Source organism: Bacillus sp. UMB0728, assembly GCF_002858875.1.
Taxonomy (GTDB): Bacteria; Bacillota; Bacilli; order Bacillales; family Cytobacillaceae; genus Bacillus_AB; species Bacillus_AB infantis.
The window spans coordinates 19,389-37,193 of the sequence record NZ_PKLA01000008.1; the positions used below are offsets into that span (position 1 = coordinate 19,389).

21 protein-coding genes are annotated in these 17,805 nt (G+C 34.9%); 20 read left to right on the top strand and 1 reads right to left on the bottom strand.

Annotated elements, in window-relative coordinates:
- Positions 1–259 precede the first annotated feature (259 nt).
- The 18 genes from CYJ37_RS24125 to merA all read left to right on the top strand — a co-directional run bounded on the left by CYJ37_RS24125 (position 260) and on the right by merA (position 14,367).
- Positions 260–1,069: a recombinase family protein gene (locus CYJ37_RS24125; RefSeq protein WP_052126233.1), complete on the top strand. Its 810-nt coding sequence runs from the start codon at positions 260–262 to the stop codon at positions 1,067–1,069.
- Positions 1,059–1,904, top strand: a complete 846-nt coding sequence (locus CYJ37_RS24130; RefSeq protein ID WP_036178215.1) for a heteromeric transposase endonuclease subunit TnsA — start codon at positions 1,059–1,061, stop codon at positions 1,902–1,904. The genes CYJ37_RS24125 and CYJ37_RS24130 overlap by 11 nt, the downstream gene beginning before the upstream one ends.
- Positions 1,894–4,074, top strand: coding sequence for a Mu transposase C-terminal domain-containing protein (locus CYJ37_RS24135; protein ID WP_197414230.1), 2,181 nt, complete (start codon positions 1,894–1,896; stop codon positions 4,072–4,074). Before CYJ37_RS24130 ends, CYJ37_RS24135 begins: the two co-directional genes overlap by 11 nt.
- Positions 4,058–5,722, top strand: a complete 1,665-nt coding sequence (locus CYJ37_RS24140) for an ATP-binding protein (RefSeq protein WP_101552512.1) — start codon at positions 4,058–4,060, stop codon at positions 5,720–5,722. The genes CYJ37_RS24135 and CYJ37_RS24140 overlap by 17 nt, the downstream gene beginning before the upstream one ends.
- 5 nt (positions 5,723–5,727) lie before the next feature.
- Positions 5,728–7,602, top strand: coding sequence for a TnsD family Tn7-like transposition protein (locus tag CYJ37_RS24145; RefSeq protein ID WP_062686386.1), 1,875 nt, complete (start codon positions 5,728–5,730; stop codon positions 7,600–7,602).
- Positions 7,603–7,812: 210 nt separating this feature from the next.
- Complete coding sequence (locus CYJ37_RS27870; RefSeq protein WP_255475359.1) at positions 7,813–7,935, top strand: hypothetical protein; 123 nt, start codon at positions 7,813–7,815, stop codon at positions 7,933–7,935.
- Between the two features lie 131 nt (positions 7,936–8,066).
- Positions 8,067–8,279, top strand: a complete 213-nt coding sequence (locus tag CYJ37_RS24150; RefSeq protein ID WP_036178223.1) for a hypothetical protein — start codon at positions 8,067–8,069, stop codon at positions 8,277–8,279.
- 36 nt (positions 8,280–8,315) lie between these two features.
- Positions 8,316–8,762 (top strand): hypothetical protein, encoded by a 447-nt coding sequence (locus tag CYJ37_RS24155; protein WP_062686384.1) that lies wholly within the window; start codon positions 8,316–8,318, stop codon positions 8,760–8,762.
- The gene (locus CYJ37_RS24160; protein WP_036178230.1) at positions 8,759–8,950 is read left to right on the top strand and encodes a hypothetical protein; all 192 of its coding nucleotides are present in this window, start codon (positions 8,759–8,761) and stop codon (positions 8,948–8,950) included. Before CYJ37_RS24155 ends, CYJ37_RS24160 begins: the two co-directional genes overlap by 4 nt.
- A 188-nt stretch (positions 8,951–9,138) precedes the next feature.
- Positions 9,139–9,375, top strand: a complete 237-nt coding sequence (locus tag CYJ37_RS24170; protein ID WP_036178235.1) for a hypothetical protein — start codon at positions 9,139–9,141, stop codon at positions 9,373–9,375.
- A gap of 322 nt (positions 9,376–9,697) precedes the next feature.
- Positions 9,698–10,072, top strand: coding sequence for a hypothetical protein (locus tag CYJ37_RS24175; protein WP_062686382.1), 375 nt, complete (start codon positions 9,698–9,700; stop codon positions 10,070–10,072).
- 86 nt (positions 10,073–10,158) lie between these two features.
- Positions 10,159–10,833 carry a hypothetical protein gene (locus CYJ37_RS24180; protein WP_062686381.1) on the top strand — a complete coding sequence of 225 codons (675 nt, stop codon included), beginning with the start codon at positions 10,159–10,161 and terminating at the stop codon, positions 10,831–10,833.
- Positions 10,834–10,972: 139 nt separating this feature from the next.
- On the top strand, positions 10,973–11,299 hold the full coding sequence (locus tag CYJ37_RS24185) for a YnfA family protein (protein ID WP_062686379.1): 327 nt from the start codon (positions 10,973–10,975) through the stop codon (positions 11,297–11,299).
- Positions 11,300–11,411: 112 nt separating this feature from the next.
- Entirely contained in the window at positions 11,412–11,810 is a 399-nt protein-coding gene (gene merR, locus CYJ37_RS24190) for an Hg(II)-responsive transcriptional regulator (protein WP_062686376.1), read from the top strand.
- A gap of 17 nt (positions 11,811–11,827) precedes the next feature.
- Complete coding sequence (gene merF, locus CYJ37_RS24195; protein WP_036178241.1) at positions 11,828–12,058, top strand: mercury resistance system transport protein MerF; 231 nt, start codon at positions 11,828–11,830, stop codon at positions 12,056–12,058.
- A gap of 19 nt (positions 12,059–12,077) precedes the next feature.
- On the top strand, positions 12,078–12,380 hold the full coding sequence (gene merT / locus CYJ37_RS24200; RefSeq protein WP_062686373.1) for a mercuric transport protein MerT: 303 nt from the start codon (positions 12,078–12,080) through the stop codon (positions 12,378–12,380).
- A gap of 16 nt (positions 12,381–12,396) precedes the next feature.
- A complete protein-coding gene (locus CYJ37_RS24205; protein ID WP_062686372.1) occupies positions 12,397–12,711 on the top strand; it encodes a heavy-metal-associated domain-containing protein in 315 nt (104 codons plus the stop codon).
- A gap of 15 nt (positions 12,712–12,726) precedes the next feature.
- A complete protein-coding gene (gene merA, locus CYJ37_RS24210) occupies positions 12,727–14,367 on the top strand; it encodes a mercury(II) reductase (RefSeq protein ID WP_062686370.1) in 1,641 nt (546 codons plus the stop codon).
- 85 nt (positions 14,368–14,452) lie between these two features.
- Here merA and CYJ37_RS24215 read toward each other — a convergent pair whose 3' ends face one another.
- The gene (locus CYJ37_RS24215; RefSeq protein WP_044394568.1) at positions 14,453–15,094 is read right to left on the bottom strand and encodes a class I SAM-dependent methyltransferase; all 642 of its coding nucleotides are present in this window, start codon (positions 15,092–15,094) and stop codon (positions 14,453–14,455) included.
- A gap of 193 nt (positions 15,095–15,287) precedes the next feature.
- Here CYJ37_RS24215 and CYJ37_RS24220 point away from each other — a divergent pair, with 193 nt between their 5' ends.
- Together CYJ37_RS24220 and CYJ37_RS24225 are read left to right on the top strand one after the other, a co-directional pair.
- Positions 15,288–15,656 carry an ArsR/SmtB family transcription factor gene (locus CYJ37_RS24220; RefSeq protein ID WP_044394569.1) on the top strand — a complete coding sequence of 123 codons (369 nt, stop codon included), beginning with the start codon at positions 15,288–15,290 and terminating at the stop codon, positions 15,654–15,656.
- On the top strand, positions 15,649–17,763 hold the full coding sequence (locus CYJ37_RS24225) for a heavy metal translocating P-type ATPase (RefSeq protein ID WP_101552514.1): 2,115 nt from the start codon (positions 15,649–15,651) through the stop codon (positions 17,761–17,763). Before CYJ37_RS24220 ends, CYJ37_RS24225 begins: the two co-directional genes overlap by 8 nt.
- The last annotated feature ends 42 nt before the right edge of the window (positions 17,764–17,805 follow it).

Genomic DNA, 17,805 nt, shown 5'->3' on the forward strand with positions numbered 1-17,805 from the left:
TTAGTTTCTATTCAAAAAAAATTTTGGATAGTGACTAAATGCTATTTTTTTGTCTGCAATTCATATTGTCAATGACCCATATTGCTTTTAGATAAAGGGGGTGATGCCGAACAGGATTTTGCAACTAACTAATGAGATGACCAATTCATTAATAAACGACTTTAAAAGCGACTGGACATTGATAGTCCTATATTTTTTCAGCTTTTAAGTCAGATGTTATGAATAATAATTGACTACATATAAGTGGGGGAAGAACAAGTTGGATGTTTTTGGATATATAAGGGTTAGTACAAAAACTCAAATGGATGGGTATGGGTTAAAAACGCAGGAATCAGCAATTATAGACTTTTGCCAAAAGAATGGATACGACTTAATTGAAGTATTTCGAGATGAGGGAATCTCTGGAACGATTGCAAACAGAGACGGATTAAATGATTTAATTAGTTCTTTTGGTGAAGTAAAGAAAGTTGTAGTATTAAACACCTCCCGACTTTGGAGAAGTGATACAGTCAAAGTTTTAGTTCACAGAGAATTTCAGAAGCATTCGGCTGACGTTATCAGCATTGAACAGCCTAATTACAGCGGAATTTACACGAAAAATCCAAATGACTTTTTGGTTAATGGGATGATGGAATTGCTCGACCAATATGAGAGAATGAGTATCGCTATGAAGCTCAACAAAGGCCGTAGAACAAAAATTAAAATGGGCGATAAAGCATGTGGGAATGCTCCTCTTGGCTATAAGTGGAATGATAAAGCAAAGATTATTGTTGATGAAGAAACAGCGGCCATTATCGAATTGATTTTCAAAAAGTATTTGGAGTTACGCAGTCTTGGGAAACTTAAAAAGTATTTAGACAACTCTGGGGTAAGAAGCAGTAGGGGGAACAGATTTAGCAAACAGGCCTTGGTTGGGATACTAAAGAATGATTTTTATAAAGGTGTTTTAAGACACAGTGATTTGATTATCGAGGGGAATCATAAACCGTTGATAAATAAGGTCGTATTTGGGAAAGTACAAGCTCTAATTAATAGAAACAGAAAAGCTGGTGTAAGAAATGAGAAGTGAGTGGAACGAGGAAAAATTACAAAGGTATATAAAGGAAGGTAGAGGACAGGGAGAATTTGAATCCTATAAAGGATTTATTCGAGTGCAGGACTTCGGCTCGGTTGGCAGAAGCAGTCGTTTAAGAACTTGGCGATGTAATCGGATTGTCCACCTACTGTCGGATATAGAAACACGATTCTTCTACCTAACTGAGTTTGACGATTCAATTTTACAAGTGAAAGAGCATGTGCCTTTATACGATTTTGAAGAAGTAGTTGGGGAGCAAGAAGATATAGATATAAGGAAATTTAAGGATAAACAATCGGGATTTCCCTACATTTTAACCACGACCTTTCTAATTACAGTTAGGGGAAATGACGGAAATACCTATGATGTTGCAAGGAGTGTTAAAGCAAGTCATGAATTGGAAAGAAAGGCAGTGATTGAACGCTTCGAGTTAATAAGACGTTATTTTTGGAAAAAAGGTATTGATTGGGCGTTATTAACCCAAAAGGAGCTTCCAATAGTTAAGGCGAAAAACATCGAGTGGATACATCCAGCGAGGTTTTTAGAGGAAACAACGGATTTTACTAAAGGTGATATTTCGTATATTTCAGGAATTCTTTTGGAATCACTCTATAAAAATAAAAGACCAGTTCGGGAGATAACAAGTTCAGTTGATTCTCAACTAAATCTTGAAGCTGGTTCAGGGTTGTTGTTATTTAAACATTTATTAACAACAAAACAGATAAAAATAGATATGAATAAGAAGATTGAATTAAACCAATCGGCAGAAGTTTTAGAGATAGTTCCGCAAGAAAGGCAGGGTGAAATAAAAATTGCTATTGACCGTTAATACGTTAATCGGTTATACGGGAGATTCGTTAAAGGATACCGTTGAAAGAATATTGTGGATTAGCAGTGATTATACAGTTGCAGTTTTGATTGATATTTATGCTAACAAGAGCACTCCAATATATAAAAATGTAGAAGACATTGTTAATGATATTGAGATTAAAGGTGCAACCGTTATTAAAGATGACCCTTTCCAAATTTTTAGAAATGATAATGAGATTAATGAAAAAGAGAAGGAGATTCGGAATAAAGCATGGGAGATAATAAAAGCCATTGCGGAGAAAGAAAATGAACCAGAAGTTTTTAATGCAAAGAAACGTGCAGAACTTGTTAAAAAGGCAAGTGGAAAATTTGGAGTAAGTAATAAAACAGTCTACAAGTATTTAAGGCGATATTGGCAAAGGGGAAAACACATGAATGCCCTTTTGCCAGATTACAAGAATATAGGGAGGTCTCAGGAAAAACAAGCAACAGGTAAAAAAAGGGGGAGACCAAAAAAATATAAAGATATTGTGGGTGAAGGTGTAAATGTCAATGAAGAAACGAAACGGATATTTAGGATAGCACTTAATAAATTTTACTATACAAAGTCTGGTAACTCCTTAAACACTGCATACCAGTTAATGAGGAAGGAATTTTATGCAGATGGTTACAGGATAGATGGAGGCATTAGGAAGCCAATATTAAAACCATCCAGTGAAGTTCCAACCTTTGGACAGTTTAAATACTTCTTTTATAAGGAGCGAAACTTGAAGAAGGAAATATACTCAAGGCAGGGGTCGAAAGAGTATTTGCAAAATCATAGAGCATTATTGGGTAACTCTACAGTAGAGGCTTATGGACCAGGTTATTACGAAATTGATGCCACCATTGCTGATGTTTACTTAGTCTCCAGATATAACAGAAATTGGATAATCGGAAGGCCCGTCATCTACCTCTGTGTGGACAAGTTTTCCATGATGATTACAGGACTATATGTGGGCTTAGAAGGACCTTCTTGGAATGGGGCTATGAGTGCTCTTGCTAATTCGGCAAGTAATAAAGTGGATTTTTGCAAAGAGTACGATATTGAGATTATAGAGGAGCAATGGCCATCCCGCCATCTTTGCGATACTTTGATAGCTGACCGAGAGTTGCAGGGTAAGATGGTTGAGACACTTGTTAGTTCCTTACATGTTAAAGTACAGAACACAAGTCCCTATAGAGCCGATATGAAACCTTTTGTAGAAAGAAAATTTCAAATTATTAATGAGAAATCCGTACAACCATTTTTACCTGGAACTGTGAAAACAGATTTCCGTAAGAGAGGAAGCCGAGATTATCGTCTTGATAGCGTTCTCGATTTGTTCCAATTTACCCAAGTTATGATTTATTCGATTCTCGAATATAACCAAAGTTGGCTTTCTAATTATAATCGTGAAGAAATGATGATTAGCGATGATATAGAGCCTATTCCAATAAAGTTATGGAATTGGGGAATGAAAAATCGTGCTGGTTTATTGCGTTCTGTTTCAGAAGATACTGTGAAATTGTGTCTGATGCCAACTGCAAATGCTTATATAACTGGTAAAGGAATTAAATTCAAAGGGTTATTTTACACTTCTTCAAATCTTATTAGAGAAGGTAGTTTTGAACGTGTTCGTATAAGTGGTAGTGGAGAAAAGATTCATATATCCTATGACCCAAGAAATTTAAACTTCATATATATAAAGAAGGAAGACGGAAAAGAATTTGAGAAATGCCACCTTCTGGATTACCAAGAAGTTCACATAAACAAGAGTATTGAAGAGTTTGAATACTTACAGGAATATGAAAAGTTACTGAAAAAGCAAAAAGAGGATGAACAGTTACAATCCAAAATTGATTTAATTTCAGAGATAGAAAATATCGTTCAAGAAGCAGAGAAAATGACGAGGGAACAGCAGGATGAAACTGAGAGCAAGACACAAAAACTAAAGGGAATTCGTAAAAATAGGCAAATAGAAAAGATGATTAACAAAGAAAATGAGGCATTTGAACTTGATAAGAAAGTGACGAACGAAAAGGGAGAAGTTCTTTCATTTAATAGAATGAATAATCAAGAACCTGAAGAGGGACCAGAAGAGTTTGAAAATGAAATGGCCCTATTAAGAAAGAAGCAGAAGGAGAGAACGTATGGAAAAACAGAATAAAGTAATAATTCCAAACGGTGGAGAAGCTGTAATGGCAAAATATAGAGACCAGGAAGTGATGGAATACAGAAACAATCCTTTTATCGAAGCTCTTCCTCCCATTCTTTCAAAGGAGGAGGTAGTTGATAAATTAGCCTATTATCCACCTTTTAATGAAAATGAACGTAACTTGGATAGTCATATAAGACTGCACCTTGTCCAGCGATTATTCCAATATTACCAGCCAATTTTTCAAACGCTTGATTTGGAGTCAAGGGTCTCCAGGATGATTCGTATGGGTTATGTTCATAAAAATCCTTTTAAACCAGAATTCGCTCAAGGATTGCACGAAAACTACAAGTCGATTCTAAACGCAAACATAGATATGTACAATGGCAATTTAAAAAGCACGTCTTCTGCAATGACGATTTTGGGACCATCAGGAATCGGTAAAAGCCGAATGATAAATGTGGTACTATCAGCTCTACCACAACTTATTGTTCATTCTCGCTATAAGAATAATGATTTTAATATGTATCAGTTGGTCTGGCTTAAATTAGATTGTTCATTCGATGGAAATATTAAAGGTGTTTGTATTGATGCATATAGGAGCTTGGATAGTTTATTGGGTACAAGCTATTATAAGCGGTTTGGTTCAGCAAGAATGCCCATAGCCTCCATGCAACCTGCTTTATCTCAAATGCTTAGGGTTCATGGGGTTGGACTACTGGTAATAGACGAGGTGCAGTCGCTGAGCGTTGCCAAATCTGGTGGAGCAGAAAAAATGATGAACTTCTTTCATTACTTATCTAATATGGGAACTCCTATTCTTTTGATAGGAACACCAAAGGCACTTCCTTATTTAAGAGGCGACCTCCGCCAAGCACGAAGAGGCAGTGGTCAGGGGGATATGGTGATAGAACGCATGAAAAAGGATTTTAATTGGGATTTAATTCTCGAAGGAATGTGGGATTATCAGTGGGTGAGAAAGCCAACTGCTCTTACACAAGAGTTTAAAGATATTTTATATGATGAATCTGGCGGAATAACAGATATTGCGATTAAACTTTTTGTCATGGCTCAAGTAAAGGCAATTTCCAGTGGTAAGGAACAAATAACTCCTGCATTAATAAGAAAAGTGGCAAGAGAGAATTTGCAACTAATTCAGCCGATGATTAATGCTATAAGAAGTGGCGACATTAAAGCTATTTCGAGATACGAAGATATCGCACCTATAGATGTAGAAGGGTTTATTAATCAGGAATTTTCTACTGTTTCTATGAACAATAAAATAAAAGAAATTCAAAAAGCGAAGAAAAAGCAGGAGAAAAATTGGAAGGAAAACGTGAGGGAACAGTCTATCTTAAAGTTAATTGAGTTGGATGTTGAACCAGGCAAGGCAAAAAAGTGTATTGATACTGTGATTGAAAAGCAAGGACAAGAATTTGATATAAAGGGGATTGTAAAAGAGGCGTTTAAGCTGTCTATAAATATAGAAGAAAGTAGCCCTATACCGACTAAATTACCAAAGAAAATGGAGTTGCAAAACAAGCAAGATTTAAGATTGATTGTTTCGGAAGGAAAAGCAAATGGTCTATCTGCCCATGAAGCACTTAAAGAAAAAGGAATTATTAAAGTGATAGAAAATGATTTCTTCAGTGTGGGGTGAGAATAATGGTTGGTTTTTTTCCAACACCGTATCCGAATGAGTTGTTATATAGTACATTAGCACGTTTCCATATAAGAAGTGGGAACATCAGCCCCAAGGCAACCATTGAAGAGTTATTTGGCTCTCGTTCTGTCACTACTGTTGTCGATTTACCAGCCAACATAGATAGCTTGATAAGCAATTTACCGATTGGAAGTGCATATACTGTGGAAAATTTGATAATGGAGAACACTTTATATCCATTTTATAGTGCCTTTCTTCCGCCAGAACGTGCCAAAAGCATCTTGCAATCTATGAAGGGTAACAGCGGTGGAAGCATCCATAATCGAATAGGTGTTATGGCAAGTACAATTGCAGAGAATAGATATATTAGGATGTGCAAAGAGTGTGCGACAGAGTCATTAAAGAAATATGGAGAAGTGTATTGGGTGAGAAGTCACCAAATTCCTGGGATTATTATTTGTTCAAAGCATAAGACCTTACTGTACAACAGCAAAGTATTAGTACATCACTTTAACAAAAATGAGTTTGTTCCAGCAACTGTAGACAATTGCAATTTAACCGAAGAACATACAACCTCAAAGAATATAGAAGATGCTATAGAATCTGAATTTATCCCCAATTATATTCAAGTTGTAGATAATGTGGATAAACTATTAAACAATCGTTATTCCAATAAGCCACCTGAATGGTTTTTCTCTCAATATATAGAGAGGTTAAAGTTGATGGGATTAGCAAATATAAATGGAAGTGTAAAGCAAAAAGAACTTCGAGAGCAGTTTCTTGAGTTTTATGGGGAGAATTTATTAACGATAGTCCAATCATCCGTTACTAATAATGAAAGTTGCTGGTTAAGTATGATGGTTAGAAAACCACGTAAAACTGTTCATCCAATTAGACATCTGCTGATGATTCAATTTTTAGGAATTATGTTGGAAGACTTATGGAATGAGGAAAATGAGTATTTACCTTTTGGCAAAAGTCCTTTTCCATGTTTAAATGCGGGAGCAGACCATTATTTACAGCCAGTAATTACTGAAGTGTCTATACGGTATGACAGTAAAATCAAGCGGCCAGTTGGGACATTTAGCTGTTCCTGTGGGTTTGTTTACGCACGAAAGGGACCCGATAGTAGTGAAGATGATAGGTACAAGGTTGGAAGAGTAAAAGAGTTTGGAGAAGTATGGAAATCAAAGCTAAAAGAACTTTTTCAAATGAATTTAAGTATGAGAGAAATCGCAAGAAGATTAAAGGTAGATGTAAATACGGTAAAGAAATATGGTCAGAATTTAGGAGAAACCGAAGTGGAACTCGGTTATAAAAGAAAAGACAATCTTATTAACAAGGATAGTTTTCGTAATGAATGGCTGGATTTGCAGAAGCGATATCCCGAAAAGAGTAAAACGGAACTGCGGAAGGTTAATAGTGGTCTTTATACTTGGCTATATCGCAATGATAGGGAGTGGTTAAATTCAAACTCTCCAAAAAAGAAGCAAATTACTATGGTAAATAATCGGGTGGATTGGGATAAAAGAGATGTGGAAACTCATGAGTCCGTAAAGGAAATTGTAGAAGAAATACTTAATTCCCCTAATAAGCCTGAAAGAGTAACGATAAGCAGAGTTGGGAAGAAAGTAGGCAAATTATCCTTGCTGGAAAAGCATCTATTCAAGTTGCCTCAAACCAATGAATACTTGCTACAACATATTGAATCGGTAAGAGATTTTCAAATTCGCAGAATCAAATGGGCGATTAAAGAATGCCAACGAGAAGGATATGATGTGCAATGGTGGAGAGTAGCGAGGGTAGCTGGTATTCGGGGTGAATGGATAGAGGAATTAGAAGTGGAGTTTGAAAGGATAAGTAGCATTATTTCATAAGATTAGTTTAGCAAGGTTTGGCTTGATATTGGGAAGAGCTGTAGGTATCATAAATTTATAGAAAATAATAATTATTTGAAATGAGGAAACAAAATGGCGACTTTTTATATTAATCGCAAAAGTCCATATTGCATAAATTAACGCTCAGTCATAGGACTGGGCGTTTTTAATTGTGTTTGTTTCCAAACTGTATCGAAAGGAGGAGAGAGAATGTTGTTGGAAAAGTTGAAAGGGTCTTTACAAAATCTTTCTATTGAATTAATTGGAGACGCACTTACTATTGCTGTTTCTTTAGTCATTGGCTACTATGTGAAAGTTTTCTTTCTTATGTAGTTAGCTTTATTAAAGACTGTAATCAAAAGGAGATGACTAATTTGTGAATGAAATGAGTTTCGTGGATGTTATAAACAGGTCAGATTACAACTTAAAGAACGATGATGAATAGGAACAAGGAGGATATAAGAATGAATAAGGGATTTAAGCAGGAAAAGGAAATTGATATTACCGAATTGATGGAGGTGTTATCATTTAATGCTGAATTAGAATTGGATAATGATATTCGAGAATGGTTACAAACACCGCCTGTTAAATTGCAGAATTATGGATATGAGGTGGAAAGGGAAGAGGAGTATTTTGCAACACTAAACGAGATTTCAGAATATCTATTGGAGAGATGATGAAATAAGAATCGCAAATAAAGGAGGGAAGTCTTAATGGAACAAGATTGGATGGAAAAGTTTAGAGCAGAACTTCTGGAGGATATGAAAAAGGAAGCAAGGCAAGAGATAGCGGAAGAAATGGCAAGAATTTATCTGGAGACCACTGATTATGATGATGAACCAATATCTGAAAGGTTTGGAGTGCCTATTTACAAAATAGAGCAATTTAGAGAAGACCATAAAAAGTGGCAGTTCGCAAAACAATTAGAGATAACAGAAGAACCAGCTTTTCTTGAGGACAATGTGATTTCATTGTGCTTACCAAAAGACATGTTTCTAAAGAAGGGAAAACTGGATGGGGCTGAAAATATGCTTTTGCTCGGTTTACATGCCACAGGATTAAAGCGATTTTTAGAACTCATCTCCGATGATACAAGGAAGACATTGCGAAAGATGCTAACTGAACAAGATTTAGACGTTAAAGAGGAGGGGGAAGAGTGAATTACTATCAAATGTTAGAGAATTTGCATGTTGTTTCCAATAATAAAGATAGAGATGATGAGAACTTCTGGTCACAAGAGGTATATAGCCAATCTGATTTTTCCAGTGCGTGTTTAGATGCCCATCTACTGGTAAGGAAAAATATTTGTAAACAAGTTGAGTGGGGAAAAGAACAAAATGAAGAATGAGCAAGAAATACCAAAAGAATATTGTCCGTATTGTGGCAAGAATTTGATAAGAATTCTTTCGGAACAAGAGCAAAAGAAATACAAACTTCGATACGTAAGTGAGAAAATTGGCGTTTCCAATTGGGATTCTATCTTTGCATGGAAATGTCCTTATTGTACTAAAACCTGGAGGAGGTAGTTATGACCTTATGTTAATCCCAAAGATAGAAGCTCAGCTTATTAATTATAAGATTTACGAAGAATATACTCCTACATTAAACAAGTTAGAATTCTTTCAAGGAGTTTTCCTCCCTTTTAACAATGAAAGACAAAAAATGTTGATGTTGTGCTTATTCAATATGGGCATCAGAGAATTTATCAGTATTCTTCCACAGGAATCAAAAGAAGAATTATTGTGTTTGCTTCAACAAGATTTGAAAGAATGATTTAATTTACACAACTTTCCTGCATTTACTTTCTGTTTGTTTAGAGTTTTGGTAAAATATGATAGCGGAGCTTTGGGTTTTCGTGCATCGAAAGGATATTTTTATGAGAACGAGCACCCTTTTTGCTTTACGAAACAACCACCTTTTTTGCGGAGCTTAAAGGTGGTTGTTTTCATTACTGTGTGTATTAATGCAGGAAGGCAAAAATTCCCTTTTTGACATAAAAATAGGGAGAAGTATTTATTTTACCAAATTGAGTAAAGTTGCTAAGGTAACTCTTTTCTTCGATAGTCTTAATTGAAATATGTAAAGAGTACGGTAAATGTCATTGACGAGATTACTAAACCATAATAAGCAGATAAAAGAACTTTTCAAGTCAATTCCAAATATGAAACAGTTTTTTCAGACACTTAATGAAGGTCCTGCCTTTCCTGTGAAAGCACCAATTATTGTGAAATCAGATGGTAGAGCAAACCCCATTGTAGGACACGCATATGATTATTGGTTAAGAGCGTTTATACAACGAATAAATAACCGCTTACAAGAAAATGATAATTTAGTTGCTTATCAGGGTCTATCCTTGCTTTTTACAGAGAAAAAATTTTTCGATAAAGATGCTTACAAATATCACCTTCCATTCATAAAAGAAGAAGAAAAAGAGTTCGGTAATTATTATTATGAGACCTATTTGAAATGAAAGAAGAGAATAAAACAACTGATGAATGGTTTGAAGCAGTCCTTGATTAAATACATGAAAAATACACGGATGAAATCCTTGAAAATATGGAGCTAAAGTTTTTTGGGGACTTTACAATAACTACCCATTATTCTGAAGGGGAAATTATTTATGATAATATTATTGAAAGAAGAAATTCTTACATTTTAGGGGAATCAGTTGATGATACTCAACTGATGGAAGATTGTATGATACTGGGGAATTTGGATGCTTTCTATCGTTCTAATTATATACATGAACAAGGTGTTTTTTATGTGTCAGAAAAGGATATCACAGACTTGTTAAATTTAACAAGAGAGACTCAAAAGTTTTCTTCTCTTTTCATAATGAACCATACTCTTATATGTAATCCTTCATTTGAAAAAGCATCTATTTTAGTAGGAGGAGCAGATGCTGATATTTTAATAGATAGCACGTTGATTGAGATAAAAACTGAGTCCCAGTTTGGATATAAAGCAGACCATATGAGGCAACTTATCGGATATTATATTTTATCTCTCTTTACACCTTCCTTTCCTAAAATAGATAAGTTGGCTATTTATAATTCAAGATTTTGTCGATATGTTTACATCAATATTGATGATATATTTGATTACTTTGATTTGATTGGTTTTGCTAAAGAATTTATTGAGATTCTCCTTGAAAGAAATTCGCTGTTAAACAAAGATAAAGACGTAATTCAGCAGTCTTTTGTAACCAAAACGAAAGATTTCCAGAAGTGAAAATAATATTATTTCATTTAAATATTTTTCAACAGGGATTTCAAAACTTCCTTAAAATAGGAAGTTTCTATAAATATTCAAGTAACTGGGAATGTTAAAAGGTTATTATTCATTAAATTGTTCAAGGGAGTGTTTATATTTGTTTTATACAATCGCATTATTTCTGTTTGCAGGAATTGCTGAGATTGGAGGAGGTTATCTTATTTGGCTGTGGCTAAGGGAAGGTAAGCCGTTTTATTGGGGTATATTTGGAGGTGTTGCATTAGCTTTATACGGTGTTATTGCTACATTTCAAACCTTTCCATCGTTTGGAAGAGTCTATGCGGCCTATGGAGGAGTATTTATAATACTTTCCGTATTATGGGGATGGGGTATTGATAAAAAGACACCAGATTTATATGACTGGGTGGGTGCAGGTATATGTTTAGTTGGTGTTTCAGTGATGTTGTTTGCACCACGCCAATAACAATTCCTTTAATAGAAGGGTATTGCTTTTTTAGTCTTAAGAAAAATGTATAACACTATCCTTGACCGTGTACTATAGTACACGGTTTATACTTTTATATGGGGTGAATAATTTGAGTTATCGTATTAGTGAATTTGCGGATAAGTGTAGGGTTAATAAAGAAACCATTAGATACTACGAACGAAAGAATTTATTACAAGAACCTTCTCGAACAAATTCAGGTTATCGGACATATTCAGAGGATGATGTTAAGCGTGTAGGGTTTATTAAACGAATGCAAGAGCTTGGTTTTTCTTTGAATGAAATTTATAAATTACTTGGGGTTGTAGATAAAGATGAAATTCGATGCCAGGACATGTTTGAATTTGTATCAAAAAAAGAAGAAGAAGTTAAAAAACAAATAGAAGATTTAAAGCGTATTGAACGCATGTTGAAAGATTTAAAGAAAAGATGTCCAGATGAAAAGGAGTTACATGAATGCCCCATTATTGAAGCGTTGATTGAGGACTAATAAGAAGGGAGATTTTTATGAAACATAAAAAGAGCTTTATTGTAGGAATGGTAGGGATATTTGTTGTTCTACTATGTTGTGCTACACCTATATTAGTTATTTTATTAAGTGCTATTGGATTAGGGGCGATAACTGGCTATTTAGATTATATTCTAATTCCAGTTTTAGCAATTTTTCTTGCCTTAACTCTCTACTCTTATAATAAGTTGAATAAATCGAATTCTAAGAATGATTCTTGTTGCTCTTAAGATATAGGTGGTGATAGTGATGAAAGAGAAAGTTTCACAAGTAGCAACACTATTTTCTGGATTTCTGATGGCAGGTTGTTGTTTAGGACCTGTAATTTTGATTCCTCTTGGTTTAACAGGTTTTGCTGGAGGATTAGCAATTTATGCAACGAAATATCAAACGATGCTAATAACGGTTACGTTGGTTTTATTAGCTTACTCATTTTATTTGATTTATGGGCGAAAGTGTAAAAAGAAAAGTTCTATTATTGGATTATGGATTACAACGGTTTTGGTATTTGGGATGTTTGTTTATACGCTAATTTCCAAAGGGTACTTGTAGGAAAGGGGTATTTATTGTGCGGGTTCAACAGGTTTTAGCCATCATTTTATTGTTGTTTTTACTTTTTCTTTCTGCGTGTAGTAATGAAAAAGAGATACAAACTATTACAAGTAATAATAGTAACTCCGTATCGTTTACAGTAACAGATATGTATTGTGCAAGTTGTCCATTTGTCGTAGAAAGTGCGATAAATAAAGTGGATGGGGTAAATAATGTAATTATTGAAACAAAAGGAACAGAGGGAACTGTAACGGTTTCTTATGATGATGTAAAAACAGATATTAAAATCATTCAAGAGTCCGTTTTGGATTTAGGTTACGGTGTAAAATAAAGGAGGATAAAACACATGAAAAAATATCGGATAAAGATTGAGGGAATGACTTGTACAGGGTGTGAAGAGCATGTAGCTGTCGCACTTGAAAATATAGGAGCTAAAAACATAAAAGCTAATTTTAGTCGTGGTGAAGCTGTATTTGAATTACCTGATAATAAAGAGATTGAAACTGCCAAAAGAGCTATCAATGAAGCAAAATATCAACCTGGTGAAATAGAAGATGTGTTATCAAAGGAAGATGTGGATTTAGGTAATGAAGGTGATTATGACCTGCTTATTATCGGTTCTGGTGGAGCGGCCTTTTCGGCCGCCATTAAAGCAATAGAATATGGGGCAAAAGTTGGGATGATTGAGCGTGGAACGGTTGGGGGAACATGCGTAAATATTGGTTGTGTTCCTTCAAAAACCCTTTTACGAGCTGGGGAAATCAATCATTTAGCAAAATCAAATCCATTTATTGGGTTACAAACATCTGCTGGAGAAGTAGAATTAGCACCGTTAGTAAAGCAAAAGAATGAATTGGTTAGTGAACTCCGCAATCAAAAATATGTTAATTTAATTGATAAATATGGATTTGATTTAATTGAGGGTGAAGCTAAATTTGTTGATGAAAGTATAGTTGAGGTAAATGGAAGAAAACTTTCAGCAAAACGCTTTTTAATCGCAACAGGTGCTTCTCCATCTTTACCACCGATTGCAGGACTTGAAGAAGTAGATTATTTAACAAGTACAACGCTACTTGAATTAAAAAAAGTTCCAAAACGCTTAACGGTAATTGGTTCAGGGTATATTGGAATGGAACTTGGGCAACTTTTTCATCATTTAGGTTCGGAAGTTACACTTATGCAAAGAAGTGAGCGTCTATTAAAAGAATATGACCCTGAGATTTCTGAAGCAGTGGAAAGAGCTTTAACAGAACAGGGTATAAACCTAATAAAAGGGGCAACTTTTGAGCGTGTGGAACAAGAAGGAGAAATAAAAAAGGTTTATGTAACGGTTGAAGGAAAACGAAAAATAATTGAATCAGAGCAACTCCTTGTTGCAACAGGTAGAAAACCAAATACAGATTCTCTAAATTTAAGTGTAGCAGGTGTTGAAGTGGGAAACCGCAAAGAAATAAAAATAAATGAATATGCTCAAACAAGTAATGAAAAGATTTATTCTGCTGGGGATGTAACACTTGGACCACAATTTGTGTATGTAGCGGCCTATGAAGGTGGAATTGTCGCTGATAATGCAATTGGTGGGTTAAATAAAAAATTAGATTTATCGGTTGTACCAGGTGTTACATTTACAAATCCTTCGATTGCAACCGTTGGTTTAACAGAAGAACAAGCAAAAGAAAAAGGATATGATGTCAAAACATCTGTATTACCTTTAGAAGCTGTTCCAAGAGCAATTGTGAATCGTGAAACCACAGGTGTATTCAAAATAGTGGCAGATGCGAAAACATTAAAGATATTAGGAGTCCATGTTGTATCTGAAAATGCTGGTGATGTAATTTATGCAGGAACATTAGCTGTGAAATTTGGTCTAACTGTTGAAGACTTAAAGGAAAGCCTTGCACCATACTTAACAATGGCAGAAGGGTTAAAGTTGGCTTCTCTTACGTTTGATAAAGACGTTTCAAAATTATCTTGTTGTGCAGGATAGAAGGTCTGTACATGTTCTTCTTAAACAAATGGTGCTTTACTTCAATAAGGAGTAAAGCATTTTTTATTCAATTAACCTTGAGTATTTAATTCCTTACTTTTTTATCATTTTGGATTTTAATTCCAATAATTTTTCTGTACATACCATTTAGCATAATTGGTGAATCCATTTGTATGGATAATTGCTTAGAAAATGGATTAGCCACTTGTTCAAATCTCAATCCAATATCTGTACCCAACAAGGAGATAAGCGGTCTTATTCCCCTTTTGAAAAGGGATAGTTCTTGGTTCTCAGGAACGAATTTATCAAATATCAATATTCTCCCTTTAGGTTTCGTTACTCTAATCATCTCTTCCATACACTTATGAGGATTTGGGACAACAGAAAGAAGTAAACTTGCTATTACAATGTCAAAAGATTCATCAGGAAATGTTAAATCCTGTGCATCCATTTGCAGGAATGTAATATCTGTATGATGAAACTTTTCTCTTGCTTTATCCAGCATGTCACTGGAAAAATCAATGGCTGTTATGTCGATATCATTATGAGGGACATACTCTAAATCTGCACCTGTACCACAACCTACGAAGAGTACCCTTTCCTCCTGAACCCATTCTATATCCTTAAATACCTCTCTTCTTGCTTTTAAAAAAATTCCTTTATTGAAAAATTGGTCATAAAATGGCGACCATACTTTATAGATAATTTGATTCCATGTGCTATTCATTTTAGAACTCCTCGTTTAAAAACTTTATTGTGTATCTGTATTCTTTGGAATATTAATAAAATCCTTTAATTTGTGGGATTTTCATAAAGATAAGAATAATTTTTCGTTTCATTCAAATATATATTTGAATAACAAAGGGGTTAGAGTTATAATATATTCAAATAAACATTTGAATGAGAAAGGAGAAGTGAATGTGAGTAAAAAAGATACATGTGAAATTTATTGCTACGATGAAGAGAAAGTAAATCGAGTTCAAGAGGAAATCGAGAAGGCAGATATCAGTAATATTTCCAAAGTATTTAAAGTAATAGGTGATGAAAATCGTACTAAGATTGCGTATGCTCTTTGTCAAGAAGATGAACTATGTGTTTGTGATGTTGCCAATATCTTAGGTACATCTGTAGCGACAGCCTCCCATCATCTTCGTACTCTTCATAAACTTTCTATATTAAGGCATCGAAAAGAAGGGAAATTGGCTTTTTATTCATTAGACGATGACCATATTAAACAGTTAATCCTTATTGCATTGGAACATAATCAGGAGGTGAAAGCACATGTCTGAACAACAACAAACGAAAACTTATAGAGTACAAGGTTTTACTTGTGCAAATTGTGCATCAATATTTGAAAACAACGTCAAAGCACTTGAAGGAGTTCAAGATGCGAAAGTAAATTTTGGTGCATCGAAAGTTGATGTTATTGGAAATGCAACTATTGAAGAGTTAGAAAAAGCAGGGGCATTTGAAAATTTAAAGATAAGAAATGAAAGAGAGCAAGTTGTTAAGCAAGAATCTCTTTGGAAACAAAAAGAAAATATAAAAGTATATATATCAGCAGTCTTACTATTGATAAGTTGGATGATGACCAAACAATATGGTGAGGAAAGTCTAATTCCGACTATAGGCTATGCACTTTCTATTTTGATTGGTGGCTATTCCCTATTTATCAAAGGACTTAAAAATTTAGTTCATTTAAAGTTTGATATGAATACCTTGATGACGGTAGCCATATTAGGAGCATCTGCTATTGGAGAATGGGGCGAAGGAGCAACTGTTGTTATCCTGTTTGCAGTTAGCGAAGCATTAGAAAGATACTCAATGGATAAAGCTCGTAATTCTATCCAATCCCTAATGGATATAGCACCAAAAGAAGCTCTTATTCGTAGAGGAAATAAAGAGATTACGGTTCAAGTTGATGACATTCAAATAGACGACATTATGATAGTAAAACCAGGTCAGAAACTTGCAATGGATGGGATTGTTGTAAAAGGAACATCTACTATCAATCAAGCGGCCATTACGGGTGAATCTGTACCAGTAGTAAAAAAAGTCAATGAAGAGGTATATGCTGGTACGTTGAATGAAGAAGGATTATTAGAGGTAAAAGTTACGAAACGTGTTGAGGATACCACTCTTTCCAAAATCATTCATATGGTGGAGGAAGCACAAGCGGAAAAAGCACCATCCCAGGCGTTTGTAGACAAATTTGCAAAGTATTATACACCAGGAATTATTATTATTGCCCTATTACTGGCAGTAGTTCCTCCCCTATTCTTAAACGGAGATTGGCAGGAGTGGATTTATAGAGGTTTGGCAGTTCTTGTTGTAGGTTGTCCTTGTGCGTTGGTCATTTCAACACCAGTATCCATTGTAACTGCCATAGGAAATGGAGCGAAAAATGGTGTTTTGATAAAAGGTGGAATTCACTTAGAAGAAACAGGGGCATTAAAAGTTATTGCATTTGATAAAACTGGAACACTTACAAAAGGTCTTCCTTCTGTTACAGATATTGTCGCTTTTAATGAAGAAGAACAAAAAATAATGACGATTACATCTGCAATTGAAAAGGGGTCACAGCATCCGTTAGCTTCAGCCATTATAAGAAAAGCTGAAGCCGATAATTTACCTTATAAAGATGTGAATATAGAGAACTTCCAGTCGATTACAGGAAAAGGTGTAAAAGCAGATATCGATGGAACGACTTATTATGTAGGTAGTCCAAATTTATTCGAGGAATTATATAGCATAGAAAAGAATATTAAACAACAGATAACTAATATGCAAGAGCAAGGAAAAACAGTGATGGTCTTAGGAACTTCTAAAGAGATTATGTCTCTTATTGCAGTGGCAGATGAAGTAAGGGAGAGTTCTAAAGAGGCAATTCGTAAACTTCATCAAATTGGCATTGAAAAGACGGTCATGCTTACAGGAGATAATGAAGGAACAGCTAAAGCAATCGGTAAAGAAGTTGGTGTCATGGAGATACAAGCTGAACTTTTACCAGAAGATAAGTTAGTCTATATTAAACAGCTTCGTAGTAAATATGATAAAGTAGCAATGGTCGGAGACGGAGTAAACGATGCACCTGCCCTTGCATCTGCAACAGTGGGTATAGCAATGGGCGGAGCTGGAACGGACACAGCATTAGAGACTGCGGATATTGCTTTGATGTCTGATGATTTAAGTAAACTTCCATATACAATCAAACTAAGTCGAAAAGCGTTGGCAATCATTAAGCAAAATATTACTTTTTCATTAGGCATTAAGTTACTTGCCTTGGTACTTATTGTTCCAGGCTGGTTGACATTGTGGTTAGCCATCTTTGCAGATATGGGAGCAACATTGATTGTTACCCTAAACAGTTTAAGATTATTGAAAGTAAAGGAATAATGGAAAAATGTTAGCACTCAATCCCTAATCCCTTTTTTCCTA